The sequence below is a fragment of the Hypericibacter sp. genome, from assembly GCF_050729195.1.
GTDB lineage: Bacteria > Pseudomonadota > Alphaproteobacteria > Dongiales > Dongiaceae > Hypericibacter.
Window position 1 is genome coordinate 18,379 of sequence record NZ_JBOHKS010000305.1, and the last position, 22,104, is coordinate 40,482.

General features: G+C 67.9%; 15 protein-coding genes. 11 read left to right on the forward strand and 4 right to left on the reverse strand.

The features are described from left to right. Nucleotides 1-105: 105 nt before the first annotated feature. From ACREE8_RS24920 to ACREE8_RS24950, 7 genes are all read left to right on the forward strand, one after another. On the forward strand, nucleotides 106-1,428 hold the full coding sequence (locus ACREE8_RS24920; RefSeq protein ID WP_431575722.1) for an MATE family efflux transporter: 1,323 nt from the start codon (nucleotides 106-108) through the stop codon (nucleotides 1,426-1,428). Nucleotides 1,429-1,453: 25 nt separating this feature from the next. Further along, the gene (locus tag ACREE8_RS24925; RefSeq protein WP_431575723.1) at nucleotides 1,454-2,596 is read left to right on the forward strand and encodes an NAD(P)/FAD-dependent oxidoreductase; all 1,143 of its coding nucleotides are present in this window, start codon (nucleotides 1,454-1,456) and stop codon (nucleotides 2,594-2,596) included. A 116-nt stretch (nucleotides 2,597-2,712) separates the two neighbouring features. After that, complete coding sequence (locus ACREE8_RS24930) at nucleotides 2,713-3,642, forward strand: aminotransferase class IV (RefSeq protein WP_431575724.1); 930 nt, start codon at nucleotides 2,713-2,715, stop codon at nucleotides 3,640-3,642. A gap of 19 nt (nucleotides 3,643-3,661) precedes the next feature. Next, a complete protein-coding gene (locus ACREE8_RS24935; protein ID WP_431575725.1) occupies nucleotides 3,662-5,455 on the forward strand; it encodes a tetratricopeptide repeat protein in 1,794 nt (597 codons plus the stop codon). Continuing rightward, nucleotides 5,452-7,827: a tetratricopeptide repeat protein gene (locus tag ACREE8_RS24940; protein ID WP_431575726.1), complete on the forward strand. Its 2,376-nt coding sequence runs from the start codon at nucleotides 5,452-5,454 to the stop codon at nucleotides 7,825-7,827. Before ACREE8_RS24935 ends, ACREE8_RS24940 begins: the two co-directional genes overlap by 4 nt. Nucleotides 7,828-7,874: 47 nt before the next feature. Then, nucleotides 7,875-11,984, forward strand: coding sequence for a tetratricopeptide repeat protein (locus tag ACREE8_RS24945; protein ID WP_431575727.1), 4,110 nt, complete (start codon nucleotides 7,875-7,877; stop codon nucleotides 11,982-11,984). Between the two features lie 31 nt (nucleotides 11,985-12,015). Continuing rightward, entirely contained in the window at nucleotides 12,016-12,444 is a 429-nt protein-coding gene (locus ACREE8_RS24950) for a low affinity iron permease family protein (protein WP_431575728.1), read from the forward strand. On the opposite strand, the gene gcvA is transcribed toward ACREE8_RS24950, so the two are convergent. Beyond that, nucleotides 12,435-13,340: a transcriptional regulator GcvA gene (gene gcvA / locus ACREE8_RS24955; protein ID WP_431575729.1), complete on the reverse strand. Its 906-nt coding sequence runs from the start codon at nucleotides 13,338-13,340 to the stop codon at nucleotides 12,435-12,437. The two genes, ACREE8_RS24950 and gcvA, sit on opposite strands and share 10 nt — an antisense overlap. A 259-nt stretch (nucleotides 13,341-13,599) precedes the next feature. Between gcvA and ACREE8_RS24960 the strand changes: the two genes are divergently transcribed. Further along, nucleotides 13,600-15,177 carry a trimethylamine methyltransferase family protein gene (locus tag ACREE8_RS24960; protein WP_431575730.1) on the forward strand — a complete coding sequence of 526 codons (1,578 nt, stop codon included), beginning with the start codon at nucleotides 13,600-13,602 and terminating at the stop codon, nucleotides 15,175-15,177. A gap of 51 nt (nucleotides 15,178-15,228) precedes the next feature. Here ACREE8_RS24960 and ACREE8_RS24965 read toward each other — a convergent pair whose 3' ends face one another. From ACREE8_RS24965 to ACREE8_RS24975, 3 genes are all read right to left on the reverse strand, one after another. Next, the gene (locus ACREE8_RS24965; protein ID WP_431575731.1) at nucleotides 15,229-16,965 is read right to left on the reverse strand and encodes a hypothetical protein; all 1,737 of its coding nucleotides are present in this window, start codon (nucleotides 16,963-16,965) and stop codon (nucleotides 15,229-15,231) included. Between the two features lie 138 nt (nucleotides 16,966-17,103). Beyond that, complete coding sequence (locus ACREE8_RS24970) at nucleotides 17,104-18,300, reverse strand: aromatic ring-hydroxylating oxygenase subunit alpha (protein ID WP_431575732.1); 1,197 nt, start codon at nucleotides 18,298-18,300, stop codon at nucleotides 17,104-17,106. Between the two features lie 141 nt (nucleotides 18,301-18,441). Continuing rightward, nucleotides 18,442-19,047, reverse strand: a complete 606-nt coding sequence (locus ACREE8_RS24975) for a TetR/AcrR family transcriptional regulator (RefSeq protein WP_431575733.1) — start codon at nucleotides 19,045-19,047, stop codon at nucleotides 18,442-18,444. A gap of 148 nt (nucleotides 19,048-19,195) precedes the next feature. Between ACREE8_RS24975 and ACREE8_RS24980 the strand changes: the two genes are divergently transcribed. From ACREE8_RS24980 to ACREE8_RS24990, 3 genes are all read left to right on the forward strand, one after another. After that, complete coding sequence (locus tag ACREE8_RS24980; protein ID WP_431575734.1) at nucleotides 19,196-19,387, forward strand: hypothetical protein; 192 nt, start codon at nucleotides 19,196-19,198, stop codon at nucleotides 19,385-19,387. 5 nt (nucleotides 19,388-19,392) lie between these two features. Continuing rightward, on the forward strand, nucleotides 19,393-20,517 hold the full coding sequence (locus ACREE8_RS24985; protein WP_431575735.1) for an HlyD family secretion protein: 1,125 nt from the start codon (nucleotides 19,393-19,395) through the stop codon (nucleotides 20,515-20,517). A gap of 26 nt (nucleotides 20,518-20,543) precedes the next feature. Next, a partial coding sequence (locus ACREE8_RS24990) for an MDR family MFS transporter (protein ID WP_431575736.1) occupies nucleotides 20,544-22,104 on the forward strand: 1,561 nt, incomplete at its 3' end.

Below are 22,104 nucleotides of genomic sequence, written 5' to 3' on the forward strand. Positions count from 1 at the left end.
CTACAGCCATTTGATAGCAGGCCCCCGCAGTTGATTGATTCGATAGCCAACAAAACCCTAGCGGGGCCGCCGGCCTCCATCGCAGACCACGGAATCGGCCATCACGTGCGACGCACGGTCGCACTCGCCCTTCCGGTCATGCTGGCCCGGGCCGGGCTGGTGGTGATGATCACGGTCGACACGGTGATGGTCGGCCAGGCCGGTGGCGAGGAGCTGGCGCATTACGCCATCGCCTTCGCCCCCCAGATGCTGCTGCTGTCGGTCGGATTCGGCCTTCTGATTGGCGCCACGGTGCTGACCGCCCAGGCCGACGGGGCGGGCCGGCAGGCGCTCTGCGGGCGGATCTGGCGCCTGGCGCTGATGCTCGGGGGCGGCATCGGCCTGGTCGACGCGCTGATCCTGGCCCATGGCGAAGGGCTGCTGCTGATGCTCGGGCAGGAACCGGTCCTGGCCGCCGCCGGGGGCAAGGTGCTGATGATGTGGGCGATCGGGATGCCCGGCATCATGCTCTATGTGGCGACCTCGGGGTTTCTCGAGGGTGTCAGCCGGCCACGGCCCGGCATGATCGTCACCATCCTCGCCAATGTCGCCAATGCCGGCCTCAACTGGCTGATGATCGGCGGTCACGGCGGCTTACCGGCGATGGGCGCCGAAGGGGCCGTGCTCGCGACCTCGATCACGCGCTGGCTGATGTTCGTGGCGCTGGCGATTTACGCGCTCACGATGCGCGATCATGCGCGCTTCGGGATCTGGGCGCCGCTCAAGGGAACCTTCGGGCAGATCGGCGCGATGATCCGGCTGGGCGCGCCGCTGGCGTTGAGCGTGGGGTTCGAGGCCGCGGCCTTCATGGCCGCCGCGACCTTCGCCGGCTGGCTGGGCGAGACCTCGCTCGCGGCCTATCAGATCGTGCTCAATTTCAACGCGCTCATCTACATGCTGGCGCTCGGCCTCTCGACCGCGACGGCGGTGCGCGTCGCCAACGCCCATGGCCGCCGCGACGCGGTCGGGCTGGCGCGCGCCGGATGGGTGGGGGCCGGGCTGGTGTTCCCCTCGATGATCGGTGCCACCTTGATCCTCACCCTGGCGCCGGGATGGGTGGTCGGGTTCTACAGCGACGAGACCGATGTCCAGGCCCTGGCCTTGCAGCTCATGACCATCACCGCCTGGTTCATCCTCGCCGACGGCGCCCAGGGCGTGCTGACCGGTGCGGTCCGGGGTGCCGCCGACGCCACCATGCCGACCTTGATCGCCGGATTGAGCTTCTGGCTGGTGGGGGTCCCGCTCTGCTATGGACTGGCCTTCACTGCCGGTTGGGGCACGGTCGGACTGATCTGGGGACTCTTCGTCAGCCTGATCGTCGCCATGGCTCTGCTGGCGCTGCGCTTCCATATCGTCTCGCGACGCGCCACTGTGGCGTTCGCCGCCTGATGCCCTTCCCGGAGTTCCCGCGCGCATGACCCGACCCTTCGACGCCATCGTGATCGGCGCCGGCATCTCGGGTGCGGCAGCGGCTTACGAGCTTGCCGCCGAACGGCGCGTGCTGATGCTCGAAGCGGAGTCGCGGCCCGGCTATCACTCGACCGGCCGCTCGGCGGCTCTCTATACGCCCAACTATGGCAATGACGTGGTGCGCGCCCTGATCCTGGCGGGCCGCCCTTTCCTCGACCGACCGCCCGCCGGATTCGCCGCGCACGCGATGGTCAAGCCGCGCGGCGCCATCGCCATCGCCGGCCCTACGGAAATCAAGAGCTTCGAGGAGAGGCTGGCTCTCTCCGGCCCCGGCCATGAGATCCACGAGATCACGCCCGAAGAAGCGATTCGCCAGGTGCCGATTCTGCGGCGCAAGGGGATCGCCCGCGCGCTTTACGAGATCGACATCGAGGATATGGACGTGGCGGCGATCCACCAGGGCTTCCTCGCCGGGTTTCGCCGCCGCGGCGGCGAGCTGGTCTGCGATGCGCGGGTCGATCGCATCGAGCGGCGCCAGGGCGCCTGGCAGATCAACGCCGGCGAGGTCGCGGCGAGCGCCCCCATCCTCGTCAATGCCGCCGGCGCCTGGGCCGACGAGGTCGCGGCGCTGGCGGGTTTGCCGCCGGTCGGTCTGGTGCCCAAGCGGCGCACCGCCATCCTGGTCGATCTGCCGCCGGGCAGCGATCCCGCAGGCTGGCCGGCGCTCGACGATTGCAGCAACGAGCATTATTTCCGCCCCGACAGCGGCACAAGGCTGATGGTCTCGCCCGGCGACGAGACACCCTCGCCGCCCTGCGATGCGCAGCCCGACGAGATGGATGTCGCCCATCTGGTGGATTGGCTCGAGCGCACCACGACGCTTCAGGTCCGCAGGCTGGTGCATCAATGGGCGGGCCTGCGCAGCTTCGTCGCCGATTACAGCCCGGTCGTGGGCGCCGATCCGCTGGCCGACGGGTTCTATTGGCTCGCGGGACAGGGCGGCTACGGCATCATGCTGGCCGAGCCCCTGGCCCGGGGCCTCAAGGGCCTGATCGAGTCGGGCGAGCTGCCCGCCGATCTCGCCCATCATGGCGCGACGGAAGCGGCGCTGGCGCCCCGGCGCGCCGGACTCGTTCCCGCCGGCTGAGGCACTCCGGCACGGGGCCTTTCGGCCTCGCGACCCGCCGCCTATGATCCGACCCGGTGATTATAGCGTCGGGGATGATAGGCTCCCCGGCCATCAAAAATGGGAGCTGAGCGGCCATGACCTCCTTGGCGAATGAACGGGTCGCCTATTTCAACGGGCGGGTCGTGCCCGAGAGCGATGTGCTGATTCCATTCCGCGACCGCGGCTTCCTCGCCGGCGACGCCGCCTTCGACACGGCCCGTTCCTTCGGCCACAAGATCTTCCGGCTCAAGGAACATCTCGACCGCCTCTACCGCTCGCTGCGCTATCTCAAGATCGATCCGGGCTTGAGCCCCAAGGAAATGAGCGCGATCACCGAGGATGTGTTCGCGCGCAACACACACCTCTTGGACAAGGACGACGATTACTGGGTCAGCCAGCGCATCTCGCGCGGCGTGCCGGCGGACGACCTGACGGTCAGCAGCGAGGCGCGGCCGACGGTGATCGTCGAATGCAAGCCCCTGCCGCTGAAGCAGCGCGCCACGCTGTTCCGCGACGGCATCGAGGTGGTGGTGCCCTCGGTCAGGCGGGCCGCGCCCGACATGCTGAGCCCGCGCGCCAAGACCCACAATTATCTGAACCTGACCATGGGCGATCTCGAAGTGCGCGAACGCAACCCGAAAGGCTGGGCGATCCTGCTGGATGCGGACGGCAATATCGCCGAGGGCACCGGCAGCAACTTCTTCATGGTGCGCGACGGGATCGTGATGACGCCGCAATCGCGCTATGTGCTGCCCGGCGTCTCGCGCGCGGTCACGCTCGAGCTCGCGGCCAAGCTCAAGATCCCGCATCAGGAGCGCGACATCGACCTCTACGACGCCTACACCGCCGACGAGGCGTTCCTGACCTCCACCAGTCTCTGCATCTGCCCGGTGCACAGCATCAATGGCCGCGCCGTGGCGGAAACCGCCATCCCGGGCCCCGTCACCCGGCAGCTCATCGACGCCTACGCCGAATTGGTTGGCATGGATTTCGTCGGCCAATATCTGCGTCGCATCGAGAGCTGAGAGCCCCGTCCCCGCGTCGGTGTCCGGCTCCGATCAGGAAATCCGCGCTGCCGGCGAGGCGCCCTCGATCGAGCAATGCCTGGCGCTGCATCGTGCCGGGCGGTTCGAGGAGGCGGCCGGGCTCTATGAGAAGCGCCTGGCCCGTCACGCCGACGATGCCGAGACCCTGCATCTCCTGGGGCTGGTCCGCGAGCAGCAGGGATCGTCGCCGGAGGCCGTGCGGCTGATCGGACGCGCCTGTGCGCTAGCACCCGACGTCGCTCTCTTTCGCGTCAACCTCGCTGTGGCATTGCGCTCCGCCGGCCACCGCACCGAGGCGGTCGAGGCCGCGGCGGCCGCGGTGGCACTTCAACCCGCCAATGCCGATTTCCATTTCACGCTCGCGACCATGCTCGAGAACGCCGACCGGCGGCAGGAGGCCGAGGCGCGCTACCGGGCGGTGCTGGAACGCCAGCCCGACCACGCGGACGGCGCTTACAACCTCGCGCGCCTCCTGCATAAGCGCGAGGCGATCTCCGACTCGATTCCCTTCTATCGCCGCGCGCTGGCGGCCCGACCCGACTTCGTCAATGCGCTGATGAATCTGGGCTCGGCGCTGGGCCGTCTCGGTCAGATCGACGAAGCGACCCAATGTCTCGTGCGCGCCCAGGCCCTGGCGCCCGACAATCTCCAGGTGACCGCCTTGCAGGGGCTGCTGGCGGTCGATCGCGGCGATCTGGCCGCGGCCACCGCGATCCTCGACCGCTTGTCGCGCGCCCGGCTGGATCCCGGTCTGGCGGATCGGCTGGGCACGCTCGCCCGCAACAGCGGCCGGTTCGAGGAAGCCATCGTCTATTTCGAGCAGCTTCTCGCCATGGAGCCGGCCAATATCGATGCCAGGCTGACGATCTCGCTGATGCGCCTGACGCTCGGCCGCTTCGCCGAGGGCTGGCCTGACTATCGGTCGCGCTGGTCCACCGACCGCCAGGCCGGTCTGGCGCGGCGCTATCCGGCGCCGGCCTGGGCGGGCGAGAATTTCGCCGGCCGGACGCTGCTCGTCTATCCGGAGCAGGGGTTGGGCGATATCATCCAGTTCGCCCGCTACCTGCCGCTCGCGGCAGCCCGCGGCGGGCGCGTCCTGTTCGAATGCCCGCCCGCACTCACGGGTTTGTTTCAGCCCTTTCACGAAGACATAACGATCGTCCCGCAAGGTTCGACGCCGCCTGAATTCGATCTGGCCGTGCCGCTGCTCGATTTGCCGATCCTGTTCGAAACGACACTCGCGACGATCCCGCCTAGGCTGCCGAACCTGGCGGCGAAGCCGGACCTGATCGGGCGCTGGGCGCCGCGACTGAAGGGACTGCCGGGACTGCGCGTGGGACTCGTCTGGCGCGGCAATCCCGGATTCATCAACGATCGGAATCGCTCCATGACGCTGGCGCAGCTGCGTCCCCTGATCGAAGGAAGCGACGCCGCCTTTGTCTCGCTGCAGAAGGGACCGGCGGCCGGGGAGATCGCGGAGAATGGCTGGCAGGATCGCGTCCTCGATCTGGAGTCGGCGCTGGGCGATTTTGCCGACACCGCGGCCGTCGTCGCCGGGCTCGATCTGGTCATCAGCGTCGACACCGCGGTCGCGCATCTGGCGAGCAGCCTCGATCGGCCGGTCTGGATCCTGATTCCCTTCATCCCCGACTGGCGCTGGATGCTCGGGCGCAGCGATACCCCCTGGTATCGGAGCGCCCGCCTCTTCCGCCAGAACGGCCCCGGCGACTGGAAGCCTCCGGTCGGCGAGATGCTGGCATCGCTGTCGGCGTTCAAGGCGACGAGACGATGACCAACGGCACGCCCCCGCCCGAACGAAAAGCCCTCGGCGGCGATCCGTCCGCCCTGTTCGATTCGGCGGTGAAGGCCTTCTCCGAAGGCCGCGCCGCCGATGCCTGTCGCCAATGCAAGATCCTGCTCGAGATCGCATCGGACAATCGCGACGTGCTGCATCTCTATGCGGCCGCGGCCGCCTCGAGCGGGGATACGGCGACCGCCATCGCCGCCAGTCAGCGCCTGATCAAGCTGGCGCCCGACCATGCCGAGGGGCGGCGCAATCTGGGCGCACTCCTCGCCAGCCAGAAGCGCCATGCCGAGGCGCGGGTCCATCTCGGGGCCGCCGTGAAGCTGGCACCCAACCATGTCGGCGGCCGGCTGATGCTGGTGCGCAGCCTGCGCGCGCTGGAGGCCCATGCGGAAGCGCGGGCGGAAGCCGAAGCGGTCGCCACGCTGGCGCCCGACAATGCGGACGCGCAGTTCACGCTCGGCAATCTGCGCCTGTCCGGCGGCGACCGCGACGGGGCGCTGCGGGCCTTCGCCCGCGCGCTCGCCTTGCGCCCCGATCATATCGATACGCTGGTCAATCTCGGCGTGGCCTTGCGCGCCAGCAACCGGGGCGACGAGGCGCGTCTCGCCTTGCAGCGGGCGCTGACCCTGCAGCCGGGATCGTCGTCGGCGCATTTCAATCTCGGCACCCTGGAGCTCGATCGGGGGGCTTGGGAGGAAGCGATCCGCCGTTATCGCTTGGCGCTGGAGGCCGGCGGCGATGCCGTCAGCCTGCATCGCGGCATCGGCTTGGCCCATCTGCTGCGCAACGATCGCGACGCCGCCATCGCCTCGTTCAAGGCGTCGCTGGCCGTGGCCCCGGAAGATCCCGACACGCTGGTGGCACTGGGCGACGCGCTGGTGCAGTTGAAACGCATGAGCGAGGCGACCGATTGCTTCCGGCGCGCTTTGGTCGCGGCACCCCGCCACCCCCAGGCGATCCCGCGCCTCTTCAATCAGGCGCTGCAATGCTGCGACTGGGACGAAGCGCGGCGGCTCAAACCGATGGTCGATGCCTTGACCGACGAGGCGCTGGCGAAAGGCGAGGCGCCCGCCGAAGCGGCCTTCCTCAGTCTCGCCCACGCCGAAGATCCGGCCCGCAACCGCGCCATCGCGGAAGCCATGAGCCGGCTGGCGGCGCAACGGGCGGGGCCGAGGCTGGTCCTGCCGGCGCGGCCCCGCGATGGCGGACGGCGCCTCAAGCTGGGCTATCTCTCGACCGATTTCCGCAATCATGCGGTCTCGCAGCTGCTGGTGCGCACGCTCGAGCTGCATGACCGGTCCCAGTTCAAGGTCTGGGCCTATTCGACAGGGTCCGAGGATCGCAGCGCCTTGCGCGAGCGGGTCCGCGACGGGGTCGATGCCTTCATCGACGTCCGCGACCATGATCACCGGGCGGCGGCCGAACGGATCGCCAAGGACGAGGTCGATATCCTGATCGACCTCACGCTGCACACCACGGGTGCGCGGCTGGAGATCGCGGCCTTGCGCCCGGCGCCGATCCAGATGGGGTGGCTGGGTTATCCGGGCAGCAGCGGCGCCGACTTCTTCGATTACCTGCTGACCGACAAGATCGTCACGCCGCCCGACCAGGCCCCCCATTACAGCGAGCAGCTGGCCTATCTGCCCGAGACCTTCCAACCCAACGACGATCGGCAGCCGATCGCGCCCGGGACCTCGAAGCGCGCGGGATATGGTCTGCCCGAGACCGGCTTCGTCTTCTGCTCCTTCAACCAGCCCTACAAGATCGAGCCGGTCCTGTTCGACGTCTGGATGGGCCTGTTGCGCGATCTGCCGGAGTCGGTGCTGTGGCTCCATCGCGTCAACGAGGTGGCGCCGGTCAATCTGCAGCGCGAAGCCGAGAAGCGTGGCGTGGCGCCGGAGCGGCTGGTCTTCGCCGACCGGCCGGAGAAGCCGATCCATCTGCGCCGCCTGGGCCTGGCCGACCTCGCTCTCGATACGCGCCTCTATAACGGCCATACCACCACCAGCGATGCGCTCTGGGCAAAGCTGCCGGTGCTGACGCTGCTGGGCAGCCAATATGCGTCGCGCGTTTCCGCCAGCGTGCTGACCGCGATCGGCATGCCCGATCTGGTGGCGACGAATCTCGAAGGCTATCGCACCATCGCGCTCCGGCTCGCGCGCGATCCGGCCGCGCTCGCGAACGTCAAGGCGCGGCTGGCCCGCAATCGAAGCACGCTGCCGCTGTTCGACAGCCCCCGCTTCGCGCGCAATCTGGAAGCGGTCTATCACGCAGCCTGGGCGCGCCATGAAATAGGCTTGGCACCGGCCCTGATCGATGTTCCGGCACCGACCCCCGGGGCGCGCCGCGATGGCTAGCTCGAGAACGCGCGGCGCTCCCCCGCGATCCGCTGAACGGCATCGTCATGGCTGAGACCGAGCGCCCCGCAGCGCCAACGGCAAAGCCAGGCGACAGCACGGCGCTGGCGGCGGCGGTGGCCGCCTTCCAGGCGGGCAAGCGCGCCGAGGCCAAGGCGATCTGCGAGGCGATCCTGGCCCAGACGCCCGACGACGTCGAGGCGCTGCATCTTTCGAGCGTCATGGCCGCGGGCCGGGGCGATGTCGAGGCGGCGGTGGCGATGGCGCGGCGCGTCATCGCGATCAATCCCAACCATGACGAGGCGCAGCATAATCTGGGCTCGCTGCTGGCGGCCCAGGGCCGTCTCGCGGAAGCGCTGCCGGCGCTGGAACGCGCCGCCGCACGCAATCCGTTCGGCCCGACCACCATCATCAATTTCGCCTCGGCCCTGCGCGAGCTCGGCCGTCATGAGGAGGCAGTCAGCGCGATCGACCGGCTGCTGCAGCGCAATCCCGATCATGCGGAGGCGCTGCGCCAGAAGGCCCTGGTGCTCCTGGCGCTGGCGCGGGTGCCCTCCGCGGTCGCCCTCCTCAAGCGATCGGCCGAGCTCGAACCCAAGGCCCTCACCTTCAGCGATCTCGCCGGCGCCTACTGGCTGAAAGGGGAGCTCACCAATGCGCTGGCTGCCGCGCGCGAAGCGGTGAAGCTCGAGCCCGGCAACGACATGGTGTCGGCGCGCATCCTGCATCAGATGGACCAGGCCTGCGACTGGCGCGAGCTGGGGCCCTTGCGCCGACAAGTGCAGCGCCAGCGGGCGAATGCGCTGATGACGGGACGTCCTCTCTACGAGGCGCCCTTCTCCCTGATCGGTTATGACGATGATCCGGGCGCTGCGCTTCGCGTCGCGGTCCTTCCGGCGCGGGCCGCCGAACGGCGGGCCGGCGCGCCCCTCGTCCTGACCCGCCCGCCCCGTGGCGAGGGACCGATCACCGTCGGCTATCTGTCGCGGGATTTCCGCGATCATGCCGTGGCGCAGCTCATGGTCCGCTGCCTCGAACGCCATGACCGGCAGGCCGTCCGGGTCCATGCCTATGCCTATGGCTCGGAGGATACGAGCGCGATGCGCGAGCGCATCCGCCAAGCCGCGGATGCCTTCATCGATATCAGCGCCATGGATCATCGCCGTGCGGCGGAGCGGATCGTCGCCGATGAGGTCGACATCCTGGTCGATCTCACCGGCCATACCTCCTGGACACGCCTCGAGATTCCAGCCCTCCGTCCGGCACCGATCCAGGCTGCATGGCTCGGTTATCCCGGCACGCTGGGCAGCCGCTATCACGATTACGCGCTGGTCGATCGCACCGTGGCACCACCGGCCGATGCGCGCTATTTCAGCGAGCATCTGGTGTGGCTGCCGGACAGTTACCAGCCGAATGACGATGCGCGCGCGATCGCCTCTGAGCCCGCCTCGCGCAGCGCCGTGGGACTGCCCGACGACGCCTTCATCTTCTGCTCCTTCAACCAGGGCTTCAAGATCGAGCCCGTCATGTTCGGGCTCTGGATGGAGATCCTGACGGCGCTGCCGCAGGCCCGCCTCTGGCTCTGGCAGCCGAACGACATCATCGAAGAGAATCTCCGGCGCGAAGCCGCGGCACGCGGCGTCGATCCGGCGCGCCTGCATTTCGGGGCGCGCCTGCCCAAGGAACAGCATCTGCGCCGGCTGCAACTGGCCGACCTGGCGCTCGACACGCGGATCTATAACGGCCACACCACGACCAGCGATGCGCTCTGGGCCGGATTGCCGGTGATCGCGCTCGAGGGTCGCCATTTCGCCAGCCGCGTCTCGGCCAGCCTGCTGCGCGGGATCGGCCTGCCCGAGCTGGTGACGAGCAGCCTCGCCGGCTATCGCGAGCTGGCGCTGAGCCTGGCGCGCGATCCGGGCAAGCTCGCGGGGCTACGGGCGAGGCTGGCGGCCTATCGCTCGACCATGCCGCTCTTCGACAGCCAGCGCTTCGCGCGCGGGCTCGAGGGCGCTTACGGCGCGATGATGGAGCGCCATCGCCGCGGCCTGGGGCCCGCCGCCATCGCCGTCACCATCGGCGAGGACGGCAAGGCACACACCCGCTTCGATGAAAACGCGATCCCGTCCCGTGCCGCCGATGCGCTGGATCTCGTCACCAAGGCAGTGCCCCTCCATCAATCGCGCCGCTACGACCAGGCCATCACCGCGTTGGATCAGACGCTGGTCTGCGATCCGACCTATGTCGAGGCGCGGCTGCAGCGCGGCGTGGTCCAGGCCGCCAAGGGCGACCGCGCGGCGGCGCTCGAAAGCTTCGAGGCGGTGCGCGCCGAACAGCCCGATCATCCGGTGATCGCGGCCCGGCTGGGCGGGCTTCTGATCGATCTCGAACGCGAGGACGAGGCCGAACGCCTGCTCGATTCCGCGATCGAGCGCGACCCCAATGATATCGACGCGCTGGTCGAACGGTCGCGCCTCTCGCGCCAGGAAGGACGTCTGGCCGAGGCGCTGGCCTTTGCCGATCGTGCGCTCGCCCTCAATCCCGGTTATCCGCCGGCCCTCACGGCCCGCGGCGGCGCCTTGATGCCGCTGGGACGCGCCACCGAGGCCGTGGCGCCGCTGCAGGCCGCGATCGAGCGCGATCCCAACCAGCGCGATGCGTATCGGCTGCTCGGCAACATCCTGCGCGCCGAGCGCAAGCTGTCGCAGGCGATCGAGTTTTACCGCCGCGCGCTGGCGGTGGATCCCAACGACGAGACCACGACCGCCGCCTATGCGCTCGAGCTCGCCTATGTCTGCGACTGGGGCCGGCTCGCCGAGATCAAGTCGCGATTGCGGGTGCAGGTGAGCCGCGCCCTGGCGAAGGGGCAGCGCCTGGGCATCACGCCCTTTGCCATCCTGGCCTTCGCCGAAGAGCCCGAGATCTGCGCGGCTGTGGCGCGCTCCTGGGCGGAGGCGATGGAGCGGCGCATGGCGCCCTATCGGCAAAAATTCCCGGCCGTCACGCGGCCCGGGCCCGAGGGCCGGATCCGGGTCGGGTATCTCTCCGGCGATTTCTCCGCCCATGCCACGATGCAATTGATGCGCGGCCTGATGCGCCGGCATGACCGGGCGCAGATCGAAGTCTTCGCCTATGCCACCAATGCCGATGACGGCAGCGACTATCGGAATAACGCGCAGAGCGAGCCCGATCATTTCCGCGACCTCTCGGCGCTCGACCCCGGCAGCGCGGCACAGGCGATCGCCAAGGACGGCATCGACATCCTGGTCGATCTCAAGGGCTGGACCAGCGGCGCGCGGCTCGAGATCCCGGCGCTGCGGCCGGCGCCCCTGCAGGCGACCTGGCTGGGGTTTCCCGGCACCACCGGCGCGCGCTTCTTCGATTACGTGCTGGGCGATGCGGTCGTCACGCCGGCCGCGGCGCAGTCCTATTTCGCGGAACAGATCGTCCGTCTGCCCGGTTCCTATCAGGTCAATGACCGGGAACGTCCGATCTGGGCCGAGGCGACCAGCCGCGCCGCCCAGGGCCTGCCGGAGAAGGCGCTGGTGCTGGCGAGCTTCAATCAGGGCTACAAGATCGAGCCGGTCATGTTCGGGATCTGGATGGAGTTGCTGCGGGCCCTGCCGGACGCCGTGCTGTGGCTCTGGCGCGGCAATGACGGCATCGAGCCGAACCTCAAGAAAGAGGCCGCCGCGCGCGGCCTCGATCCGGCGCGGCTCATCTTCGCCGATCGCGCCACCACGCAGCGCCATCTGCGCCGGATCGGCCTCGCCGATCTGGCGCTCGATCCGCGCATCGTCAATGGCCACACCACCACCAGCGACGCGCTCTGGGCGGGGGTCCCGGTGGTGACGCTCGAGGGCGCTTATTTCCCGGCGCGCGTCTCGGCCAGCCTGCTACATGCGGTGGGATTGCCGGAGCTCGTCGCCCGTGACCTCGACCAATATCGCGAGATCGTGCTGCGCTACGGTCGCGATGCCAGCGCCCTCGCGGCACTCAGGGCCAAGCTCGCCGGCAATCGCCTGACGACGCCGCTCTTCGATACCGACGGGTTCGCGCGCAAGCTCGAGACGGCCTATCGCGTCATGTGGCGGCGCCATTGCGCCGGCTTGAAGCCGGCACCCATCGATCTTCCGGAGCTCAAACCCCCGGTCTGATCGTCATCCCGCGCCCAGGAGGCCCGGTCCCATGCAATATCGCAACAGCCGCTTCAGCAGCTTCGCCAATTGGACCGCCCGGGCCTCTGGCCATCCTTCGGCCTTCATGACCGCGGTCCTCGTCATCCTCGTCTGGGCCGTCACGGGGCCGGTCTTTGCCTGGTCCGATACATGGCAACTGGTCATCAACACCGGCACCACCATCATCACCTTCCTGATGGTGTTCCTCATTCAGAACACGCAGAACCGCGACTCACACGCGGTCCAGCTCAAGCTCGACGAGCTGATCCGCGCGGTCGAAGGCGCTCATAACGCGCTGCTCGATCTCGAGGAGCTGAACGAAGATGAGCTGTCACGGCTGCGCAAGCGTTATGCCTCGCTCGCCGCGCGAGCCCGCGAAGAACTCAAGCAGGGCCGCCACGATACCGATCGCCAGGAACTGGACGAGGATCAGCCCTGACGGCGCGCCGTCGCGGCTTCTTCCAGCACCCAGGTCCGGAAGGCGACCGCGGCCGCGGTCGAGGGACGGCCTTCGGCCGAGACCAGATAGAAGGCCTCGTCGGTCGGAAGCGTGATGTCGAACGGCACGATCAGCCGGCCGGCGGCGATGCGTTCGGCCGCATAGCAGGTCCGGCCCAGCGCCACGCCGACACCGCGCTCGGCGAGATCGAGCGCCGCCAATCCCAGATCGAACTCGAGCCCGCTGGCGCCGTCGATCTTGTCGGTGAGGCCCGCCCTGGCGAGCCATTCCGGCCAGCCGTCGCGAAAGCCGAACACATGGAGCAGGGTGCGGCGGCCCAGATCCTCGAGCCGCTTCATCTGCTGCGGGCCTTGTGCCCAATCCGGGCTGCAGACGGGGAAGAGCTCGTCCCAGGTGAGCCGGTCGGATTTCAGCCCCGACCAGCGGCCCGTCCCATAACGGATCTCGAGATCGACCGCGGGATCGGGATAGTCCACCGCCCAGATCGAGCTGGTCAGCCGGAACTCGATATCCGGATGGCGCGCGCGAAAGCGTGGGAGGCGCGGCACCAGCCAGAGCGCGGCGAAGCTGGTGGTGGCGCGCACCATCAGCCGGACCCGGGCGAGATCGCCGAAGATCTCGGCCGTGCCATTGGCGATCTGGGTGAAGGCATCGCCCAGCAGGGGGAGCAGCGCGTCGCCCGCCTCGGTCAGGCGCAAGCCGCGCGGCAGGCGATGGAACAGGGGCCGTCCGAGGTGGCTTTCCAGCAGCCGGACCTGCTGGCTCACGGCCGACTGGGTGATCCCCAGCTCGCGCGCCGCCGCGGTGAAGCTCATGGTCGTGGCGGCTGCCTCGAAAGTCCGTAACCAATTGAGCGGTGGTAGTTTTTTAGCCATGAATAATTGACCTATTAGCCAGTCTTGGCCTAAGAGGGAACTTTAGTCGTTTGTCGCCCTCCGCGCAAAGCTTCATGATCCCGTCAGTTGCGAGGCTGGCCCCGCGGATCGGGCTTTTCCAAGGCTTGGAACCGCCACGACTGAAACAGAGCGGAACGATCATCTGACAAGGGCACCCCGGTTTCGGGCTGCCCTTTATGTTTGCGCGGGTCTCGAGGGAACTCGGGGGGCCCGCCGCCCCAGGAGCGAGAGAGCGATCATGAGCGAGACGGAATCGAGAGCGGGACGGCGCGGCGGACGCGAGGCGCGGCGCGCGATGCGGGCGGCACCTCTGGCGGACAATCAGCGTCCGGTCTGGCCGGGCCTCGAAGGCGGCCGCTACAAACCGCTGACCGATGCCGACATCCAGAAGATCCATCACGCGGCCCTCGACGTGCTCGAGAATATCGGCATGGCCGACCCGATCCCGAGCGGCATCGAGGTCATGACCAAGGCCGGCGCCAAGCTCAACAGCAATGGCCGCCTGACTTTTCCGCGCGCGCTCATCGAAGACACGGTCGCCAAAGCCGCGCGCAAGTTTCCGCTCTATGCGCAGGATCCGCGCTACGACATGGAGCCCTGGGGCAGCAAGGTCTATTTCGGCACGGCGGGTGCGGCTGTGCATATGGTCGATCCGATCACCGGCGAATATCGCGAGTCCACCACCAAGGACCTCTACGACGTCGCCCGCATCGTCGACACGCTGGACCATATCCATTTCTTCCAGCGCGCGATCGTCTGCCGCGAGCTGACCGATCCCTTCGAGATGGATTTCAACACCTGCTACGCCAGCGTCTTCGGCACCACCAAACATGTCGGCACCAGCTGGGTGGCACCCGAGCAGCTCGAAGCCTCGCTGCAGATGCTGCATTCGATCGCGGGCGGCGAAGACAAGTGGCGCGAGCGCCCCTTCGTCAGCCAGTCGAACTGCTTCGTCGTTCCGCCGCTGAAGTTCGCGGCCGATGCCTGCCGCTGCCTCGAGGTCGCCGTGCGCGGCGGCATGCCGGTGCTGCTGCTCTCGGCCGGCCAGGCCGGCGCGACGGCGCCCGCCTCGCTCGCCGGTGCCATCGTGCAGGAAGTGGCCGAGGTCCTGGCGGGTCTCGTCTATGTCAACGCGATCAAGCCGGGCGCGCCCGCGATCTTCGGCACCTGGTGCTTCGTCTCGGATCTGCGCACCGGCGCCATGTCGGGCGGCAGCCCGGAACAGGCGCTGCTCTCGGCGGGTGCTGCCCAGATGGGCCAGTTCTACGACCTGACCGCCGGCACGGCCTCGGGCATGACGGACTCCAAGGTGCCCGATGCGCAGGCCGGCTATGAGAAGGCCTACAACCACGCGCTGGTCGGCAATGCCGGCGCCAATCTGATTTATGAGTCGGCCGGCATGCATGCCAGCCTGCTCGGCTATTGCCTCGAGAGCCTGCTGATCGACAACGACATCATCGGCGCCGTCCAGCGCACCATCAAAGGCATCGAGGTCACCGACGAATCGATCGCGATGGAGACCATCCGCCAGACCTGCCTCGAAGGCCCGGGCCATTATCTTGGCGCCGATCAGACCTTGCGGCTGATGCAGACGGAATATGTCTATCCGCTGGTCGGCGACCGCACCACGCCCAAGGAATGGGTCGAGCAGGGCCGCCCGGGGATCGTCGATCGCGCGATCCGCAAGACCCGGCAGATCCTCTCGAACCATTATCCGGCGCATATCTCGACGGCGGTCGACGATTCGATCCGCCAGCGCTTCCCGGTGCGCCTGCCGCGCGAGGCGATGCGCAAGACGGCCGCCGCCGCGGAATAGCCGTTCGGCGCGCGCGGGGTTGGTGGGGCGGCCGCGCGCCAATAAGCAGTGTCAGCGCTTGAGGCTGCGATTGGCCGACGCGCCGCGGGAGACGTGGGCTGCGTCGAGCGGCACAACGCCGACCGGCTCGGGAATCTCCGGCGACACGGCGTGGCCCGCCAGAAAATCGAATCCGGCCGCGATGGCGCCGATGGCAAGCGGCTGCGTGTTGATCCCCAGCACATAGCATTTGAGGCCGGCCGAGCGGGCGGCCTTGCCGAATTCAGCGAGGCCCCGCATCGCCCGTGCATGCGGCCAGGCATGCTCGCGCAGATCGCCGCCGACCGTGCGGCCGCCGGCCGCCAGCACGCGGCTGAAGTCGGTGTGATCGAGCGGCAGCCGCAACACCACCTCGCGGCTCGCGCGCCTGAGACCGGCGACCAGAGCTGGCAGCATGGCCCAGTCGCCGGCATAGGCATCGAGGATGTCGAGCAGGATGAGCTGGCGCATCGGCACGGGTGCTGCCGTGAGCAGCGCCAGCAATTGCGCGCGGGCAACCGGCAGATCCAGGACCGCGCGATGGATCGGCAAGGAGAGGATCGCCTTGGTGCCCTGGCGCAGCATGGATGCCAGATCGGCCAGCGCCTTCTTCGCCACCAGCAGATCGACCGCGACCACCACCTCGGGGTCGCTCTCCCAATCCATGAGCTCGTTCACCGAAAGCTGGGCATCGCCCACCAGGAATCGAAGATTGAGACCATAGGAGGTGATCGCCTGGGTCTCGCGATGCCAGATCGGCTGATAGCGGAAATTGGCGCCGCGAAGCTGCGAGACGATCAGGTCGCGCTCCGACCCGTCGGGCGTGCCGCCGGCCCTGGCGACCGGAACGGTCATGCCGCTGGCCGCGGCCTCGATCTGGCGCAGCGTTTCCTGGCGGCGGGCGCTCTCGGCGATCTGGCGCTGCATCTCGGCCCCATCGAAGATCATGTGCTCGGCGCACGTCCCCGTCTGTTGCCAATCGCCGACCGCGGCACCCAACGTCTTGATGAGATCGTTGAGCGCGCGCGGGCTGATCCTGATCGGGACGCTGCGCGGTCCGTCGCCCGCAGCGAGGTCGCGCGGCAATCGCACCTCGCGCCATTCGGGATCGGGCTTGCCCTTCGGCGCGGCCGCCTCCCTGGCATCGCCATGTTCCGTCACCGCCGGGGCCGCATCCAGCATCGAGGTCAGGGTCGCCAGCGGATCGATCGGATCGAGTGCCACGCTGCCATCGACCTGCACCGTGGCGGTGGCCAGCTTCATTGTCCCCAGATCGCGCTCGACGCCGAAGAGTTTCTGCTTGATCTCGGCAGCGATCAGGCTGCAGATCGCGGCCGCGCGCGCGCCGTCATGCGTGCCGAACAGCAGCACGAAATGCGCTTCGTCGAGCCGGATGAAGGCGTCGCGCGGACCCAGCCGGTTCTTCAGGACCGACGCGATCGTGACCGCCACGCGGTCGGCGATCTCATGCCAGCGCGGGCCGAATTCCCGCTTCAGCTCGTCGAGATTGATCAGCTTCACCCGGCCGGCAGAAATGGCGCTGCCATAGCTCGCGAGCGTGGTCAGACGCTGGCCGAATTCGACGCGCGTGTGGGTTTCGAGCGTGGCCGCGGCATCGCCGGCGGCGGCTTGATTCGGGCTCGGGGCCGGATCGCCCGGGGCCGGCGTCGGGTCCACTGGCGCAGCCTCGCCCGGCGGCTGGGCGCCAGCCGTCGCGGGCTGCCCGCCGATCCCGAACATCGAGGCGATGTTACCCCAGAGACGTGCCATGGTCCTCGCGCGGCCTGGTGGTCGGACAGCCGGCAGAGCGCACCGGTCCTGTTGCGGGAGCCCTTATCGGCGCCCGCGGAACCGATCCAACGCCAGGAAGGTGAATGGCCGATTAAGGCGCGCGGGGTTGCGCCGAATTCACGCAGAAACAGACATTTCCGAGCGCGATTCACGCAAAACCTGTGCGGCTTTGAGCTCGCGGTTGCGCCGCACGACGCTGCCGGCCTCGGGCGCCGTTTCCTGGCCCGCGACCGGGATCGCCGCCCGGATCAGGGACTGGAACTGCTGCACCCGGACCTCCTTGGCCGAGAGGATCCCGCTGCGATAGCCGCTGGAGTTCAGACCCGCCTGGACGCCTTCGACCAGACCCTTGTCCTCGGCGCCGACCAAACGGTTGATTCGCTGATTGAGCCAGCGCGCCGCTTTCATTTCGCGCCGCGCATCCGGCACGGCATAGGCCCGCGAGCGCGCGACACAGCGACCCGGCGACAGCGGCAGGATCTGGAAATAGTCGATCTGGTCGGGATAGACGTCGAAGGCGAGGCTGGGAAACATGCTGTAATAGAGCCAGGCGCGCCGGCGATCCTCCGGCAGATGCTCGACCGGCGGCAGCAGCTTCAGGTAATGGCGCTCGCTCCAGCTGGGCGAAGGGCGATCGATCAGGCGGCCGCCGCCATGGGAGACGCCGAGCGGCTTCACCTCATAGCGATAGGTCGATCCATAGAGCCGTTGCAGGCCCGGATGACCCACCGGCACGTGATAGGCCTCGGAGTTGTTCTCGACCGCAACCTTCCAGTCGGCGGCGATGGGCGTATGGCTGTGCGCACCCATCGGTTCCATCTCGGCGATGCGATAGAAACCCAGCGCCTCGCGATAGGGCTCGAACTGCTCGGCGATCGAGGGGCCGTCGCCACCGAAGCGGATGAAGACCAGGCCTAAGAAGATTTCCATCTCGACCGGCCGCAGGCCGAACTCGCCTTTGTCGAGGCCCGGGAAGCTGTCCTCGCTCGGCACGCCCATCAGGCGGCCGTCGAGATCGTAGAGGAAACCGTGATAGCGGCAGCGCACCGCGCGCCCGCAATTGCCGCTGTCGCCCTCGAGCAGCCGGAAGGCGCGATGGCGGCAGACATTGTGGAAGGCCTGCAGCCGGCCCTGCTTGTCGCGCAGCACGATGGCGCTTTCGCCCAGCAGGTCGAAGCGCAGGAAGTCGCCCGGCTGCTTCAGCTCGTTCACATGGCCGGCCAGATGCCAGGTCTTGAGGAAGATCGCCTCGCGCTCGAGCGCGAAGAACTCGTCATTGGCGTAGATCCAGGCTGGCAGGGTGACGGGGATCATGGGACACTTCGAGCAGGTGGGACCGGTGCCGGAGTGTAGTGAGAATCACCCTCCCGCCGCCAGAGCGGGGGCCGGCCCTCGTCGAGCCATGTCCTGGTACAATGAGGCTGCGAGCGAACGGCTCCCAGCCCCCTCCTGGAGCTATTGCCGGGCCGGCGCGACCCGGATCCCGTCGAGAACGATATCGACGAGCTGATTGATCGCGCCATCGTCGCCCAGCCCGTTCTTCAGAATGAGCCGCAGATAGAGCGGGCCATAAAGCGCGTCGCAGACCGTCTCCACATCGAGCCCGGGGCGCAGCTCGCCATTGGCCATGCCGCGCTCGATCAGCCGGGCCGCCGACAGCCGTCTCGGTTTCAGATAGCCCTCGATGAAGGCCTTCTTCGTCTCCGGATCGTTCTGCGCCTCGGCGATGATGCCGGCCACGAGCCGCCCCGCCCGGCCGCGCAGCAGCCTCGCCAGCAGCTTCACCTGTGTCCTCAGATCGGCAATCGCCGAGCCGCTTTCAGGAAAGCCGCTGCGCTTCTCGGCGATCGCGAGGAAGGCCTCGATCGCGAGCGCCCCCTTGCTCGGCCACCAGCGATAGATCGTGGTCTTGGCGGCGCCCGAGCGCCGGGCCACGGCCTCGATGGTGAAAGGCTGGTCTTCGCCCTCCTCGAACATCTCGTAGGCGGCGCGAAGGATGGACTGGCGCGTGTCCTGACAGCGCGGGCGGCCGGGCCCGCGGTCTTCGGCGAGATTCGACATCAATGGTCTCCTTCTCCTCACGCTCCTTAAATAGGATACGGTGCGTTGCGTTTTTTGCAAGGCTGCCCCGCCTTGTTTCGCCGCATTTCCTGTTTAGATACGTACCGTAGCGAATTTACCAAATTACGGGAACGTCAGGGAGATTGTCATGAGCGACTGGAGCACCGAACCGTCCCTGGATGAGCTGCTGGAAGACCCGGCCACCAAGCTGGTGATGTCGGGCGACCATGTGAAGGAATCGGCGCTGCGCTGCCTGCTGGCCCGGATGAGCTGGGTGGTGGGACAGCGCCGGCACGGTGCCGCGGCCGGTCCCGCCCCGGCGCCCTGCCCCGAATGGTGATGACCATGAAGATGACAAAACCGTCACTCAAGCGCCTGGCCCGTCGCGGCGCCCTCGGCGTCGGGGCGGCGGCGATCCTGGTCGCGGGCGGGGTCTATGGCTACGGCTATTGGACCTCCGGTCGCTTCCTCGAGAGCACCAACGACGCCTATGTACAGGCGGACTACACCATCATCGCGCCGAAAATCTCGGGCTACATCGCCGAGGTCATGGTGGACGACAACCAGCCTGTCAAGACGGGCCAGGTGCTGGCGAAGATCGACGACCGCGATTTCAGCACCGCACTCGCCCAGGCTCAGGCGGATGTCGAGGCGGCCGAAGCCTCGATCCGCAACATCGATGCACAGCTCGCCCTGCAGGAGGCCACCGTCGACCAGGCAACCGCCGACATCACCTCGGCCGAGGCCGGGGTCACTTTCGCCAAGCAGGATCATTCGCGCTATCAGGACCTGATGAAGACCGGGTACGGCACGGTGCAGCGGGCCCAGCTGGCGAACGCCGATCTGCAGCAGCAGACGGCCCTGCTGCAGCATGACCGCGCGGCGCTCGTCGCCACCCAGAAGCAGATCGAGGTCCTGAAGACCCAGCGCAGCGAGGCCGAGGCCCAGCTCGCCCACAACCAGGCGGTCGCGCAGCAGGCGACGCTCAATCTCTCCTACACCACGATCACCGCGCCCATCGACGGCGTGGTCGGCGCGCGCAGCCTGCGCACGGGGCAGTATGTTCAGGCCGGCACCCAGCTCATGGCGCTGGTGCCGCTGCAGACCACCTTTGTCGTGGCCAACTTCAAGGAGACCCAGCTGACCGAAATGCGCGACGGGCAGCCGGCGACGATCGAGGTCGACAGTTTCCCCGGCGCCGTCATCCATGGCCGCATCGACAGCCTGGCGCCGGCTAGCGGCCTCGAATTCAGCCTGCTCCCGCCCGACAATGCGACCGGCAATTTCACCAAGATCGTTCAGCGCATCCCGGTGAAGATCGTGCTCGATACCAACGATCCGATGGTCGGCCTGTTGCGTGTCGGCATGTCGGTCGAAGCCTCGATCGACACCAAGGCGACCGTGATGGCCGAGGCCCAGTCCAGGACCCAGGTCGCCGAGCGAACCGAACAACAGGTGGCCGAGCCCTGACCGGCTCGGGCGTCGGAACCCTTGCCATGTCAGCTGTCGAATCCCTTCCGCCCTTGCGCCGGATGCTGCCGGCGACCCCTCTGCCCAAATCCGCCAGCAACGAGAATGCGGAGCCGAAGGTCACGACCAAGACCTGGCTCGCCGTCATCGGCTCGGCGCTCGGCGCCTTCCTGGCCGTGCTCAACATCCAGGTCGTGAACTCCGCGCTCGCCGACGTCCAGGGCGCCATCGGCGCCGGCATCGACGATGGCGGCTGGATCTCCACCGCCTATCTGATCAGCGAGATCATCGTCATTCCGCTCAGCGGCTGGCTCTCGCGGGTCTTCTCGACCCGCACCTATCTGCTGACCAACACCTTCCTGTTCCTGCTGTTCTCGGCCGCCTGCGCCATGGCGCAGAATCTGGGCCAGATGATCGTGCTGCGGGCACTCCAGGGCTTTGCCGGCGGCGTGCTGATCCCGATGGCCTTCACCATCATCATCACCATGCTGCCGCGCTCGAAACAGCCGATCGGCATGGCGCTATTCGCCGTCTCGGCCGTGTTCGCACCGGCGATCGGCCCCACCATCGGCGGCTATCTCAACGAGAATTTCGGCTGGCACTACATCTTCTACGTCAATCTGGTTCCGGGCGTCGTGATGCTGGCGATGCTCTGGTTCTCGCTCGAACGCGAACCGATGCAGCTCGGGCTTCTGAAGCAGGGCGACTGGCTCGGCGTCATCACAATGGCGATCGGGCTGGGCGCGCTCCAGACCGTGCTCGAGGAGGGCAACAAGGACGACTGGTTCGGATCCCCCTTCATCCTCCGGCTCTCGGTGATCGCCGCCGTCGCGCTCTCGGCCTTCCTCTGGATCGAGCTCACCGTCAAGAAGCCGCTGCTCAATCTGCGCCTGCTGCTGCGGCGCAATTTCGGGCTGGCGACGCTCGCCACCATGCTGGTCGGCATGGTGCTCTACGGATCGGTGTTCGTGCTGTCGCTCTATCTGTCGCAGATGCAGGGCTACAATGCGGAGCAGATCGGCGAGGTCCTGGCCTGGGTCGGGCTGCCGCAGCTGCTCCTGATCCCCCTGGTGCCGAAGCTCACCAAATGGATCGATGCCCGGCTGCTGGTCGGGATCGGGCTGGCCCTCTTTGCCGGCAGCAACTTCATCAACATCCATCTGACCACCGACGTCGCCGGCCCGGAGCTGCTGCTGCCTAATATCGTGCGCGCGGTCGGCCAGGCCATCTCGCTGGCACCCCTCTCCGCGATCGCCGTCGCCGGGATCGAGCGCGAGTTCGCCGGGTCGGCCTCGGCCATCTTCAACATGACCCGCAATCTCGGCGGCGCCATCGGCATCGCCCTGCTGCAGACCTTCCTGACCAACCGCGAGAAATTCCACTCGGAGATCATCACCAGCTCGGTCTCGCTGTTCGATCCCGCCACGCGCCAGCGCCTGGCGGAGCTGACCCGGTATTTCCTCAGCCATGGCATTTCCGATCGCGCCACCGCCTGGCAGGACGCCGTCGTCGCCATCGGCCGCGACGTACATCAGGAGGCCTCGATCATGGGCTATAGCGACGCCTTCTATCTGCAGGGTGCTATCC

What these genes read in the sequence shown, in the direction of transcription:
- ACREE8_RS24925 (WP_431575723.1), top strand. Translation starts at nt 1,454, where the DNA reads ATGACCCGACCCTTCGACGCCATCGTGATCGGCGCCGGCATCTCGGGT.
- ACREE8_RS24930 (WP_431575724.1), top strand. Translation starts at nt 2,713, where the DNA reads ATGACCTCCTTGGCGAATGAACGGGTCGCCTATTTCAACGGGCGGGTC.
- ACREE8_RS24940 (WP_431575726.1), top strand. Translation starts at nt 5,452, where the DNA reads ATGACCAACGGCACGCCCCCGCCCGAACGAAAAGCCCTCGGCGGCGAT.
- ACREE8_RS24945 (WP_431575727.1), top strand. Translation starts at nt 7,875, where the DNA reads ATGGCTGAGACCGAGCGCCCCGCAGCGCCAACGGCAAAGCCAGGCGAC.
- ACREE8_RS24950 (WP_431575728.1), top strand. Translation starts at nt 12,016, where the DNA reads ATGCAATATCGCAACAGCCGCTTCAGCAGCTTCGCCAATTGGACCGCC.
- gcvA (WP_431575729.1), bottom strand. Translation starts at nt 13,340, where the DNA reads ATGGCTAAAAAACTACCACCGCTCAATTGGTTACGGACTTTCGAGGCA.
- ACREE8_RS24960 (WP_431575730.1), top strand. Translation starts at nt 13,600, where the DNA reads ATGAGCGAGACGGAATCGAGAGCGGGACGGCGCGGCGGACGCGAGGCG.
- ACREE8_RS24965 (WP_431575731.1), bottom strand. Translation starts at nt 16,965, where the DNA reads ATGGCACGTCTCTGGGGTAACATCGCCTCGATGTTCGGGATCGGCGGG.
- ACREE8_RS24970 (WP_431575732.1), bottom strand. Translation starts at nt 18,300, where the DNA reads ATGATCCCCGTCACCCTGCCAGCCTGGATCTACGCCAATGACGAGTTC.
- ACREE8_RS24975 (WP_431575733.1), bottom strand. Translation starts at nt 19,047, where the DNA reads ATGTCGAATCTCGCCGAAGACCGCGGGCCCGGCCGCCCGCGCTGTCAG.
- ACREE8_RS24980 (WP_431575734.1), top strand. Translation starts at nt 19,196, where the DNA reads ATGAGCGACTGGAGCACCGAACCGTCCCTGGATGAGCTGCTGGAAGAC.
- ACREE8_RS24985 (WP_431575735.1), top strand. Translation starts at nt 19,393, where the DNA reads ATGAAGATGACAAAACCGTCACTCAAGCGCCTGGCCCGTCGCGGCGCC.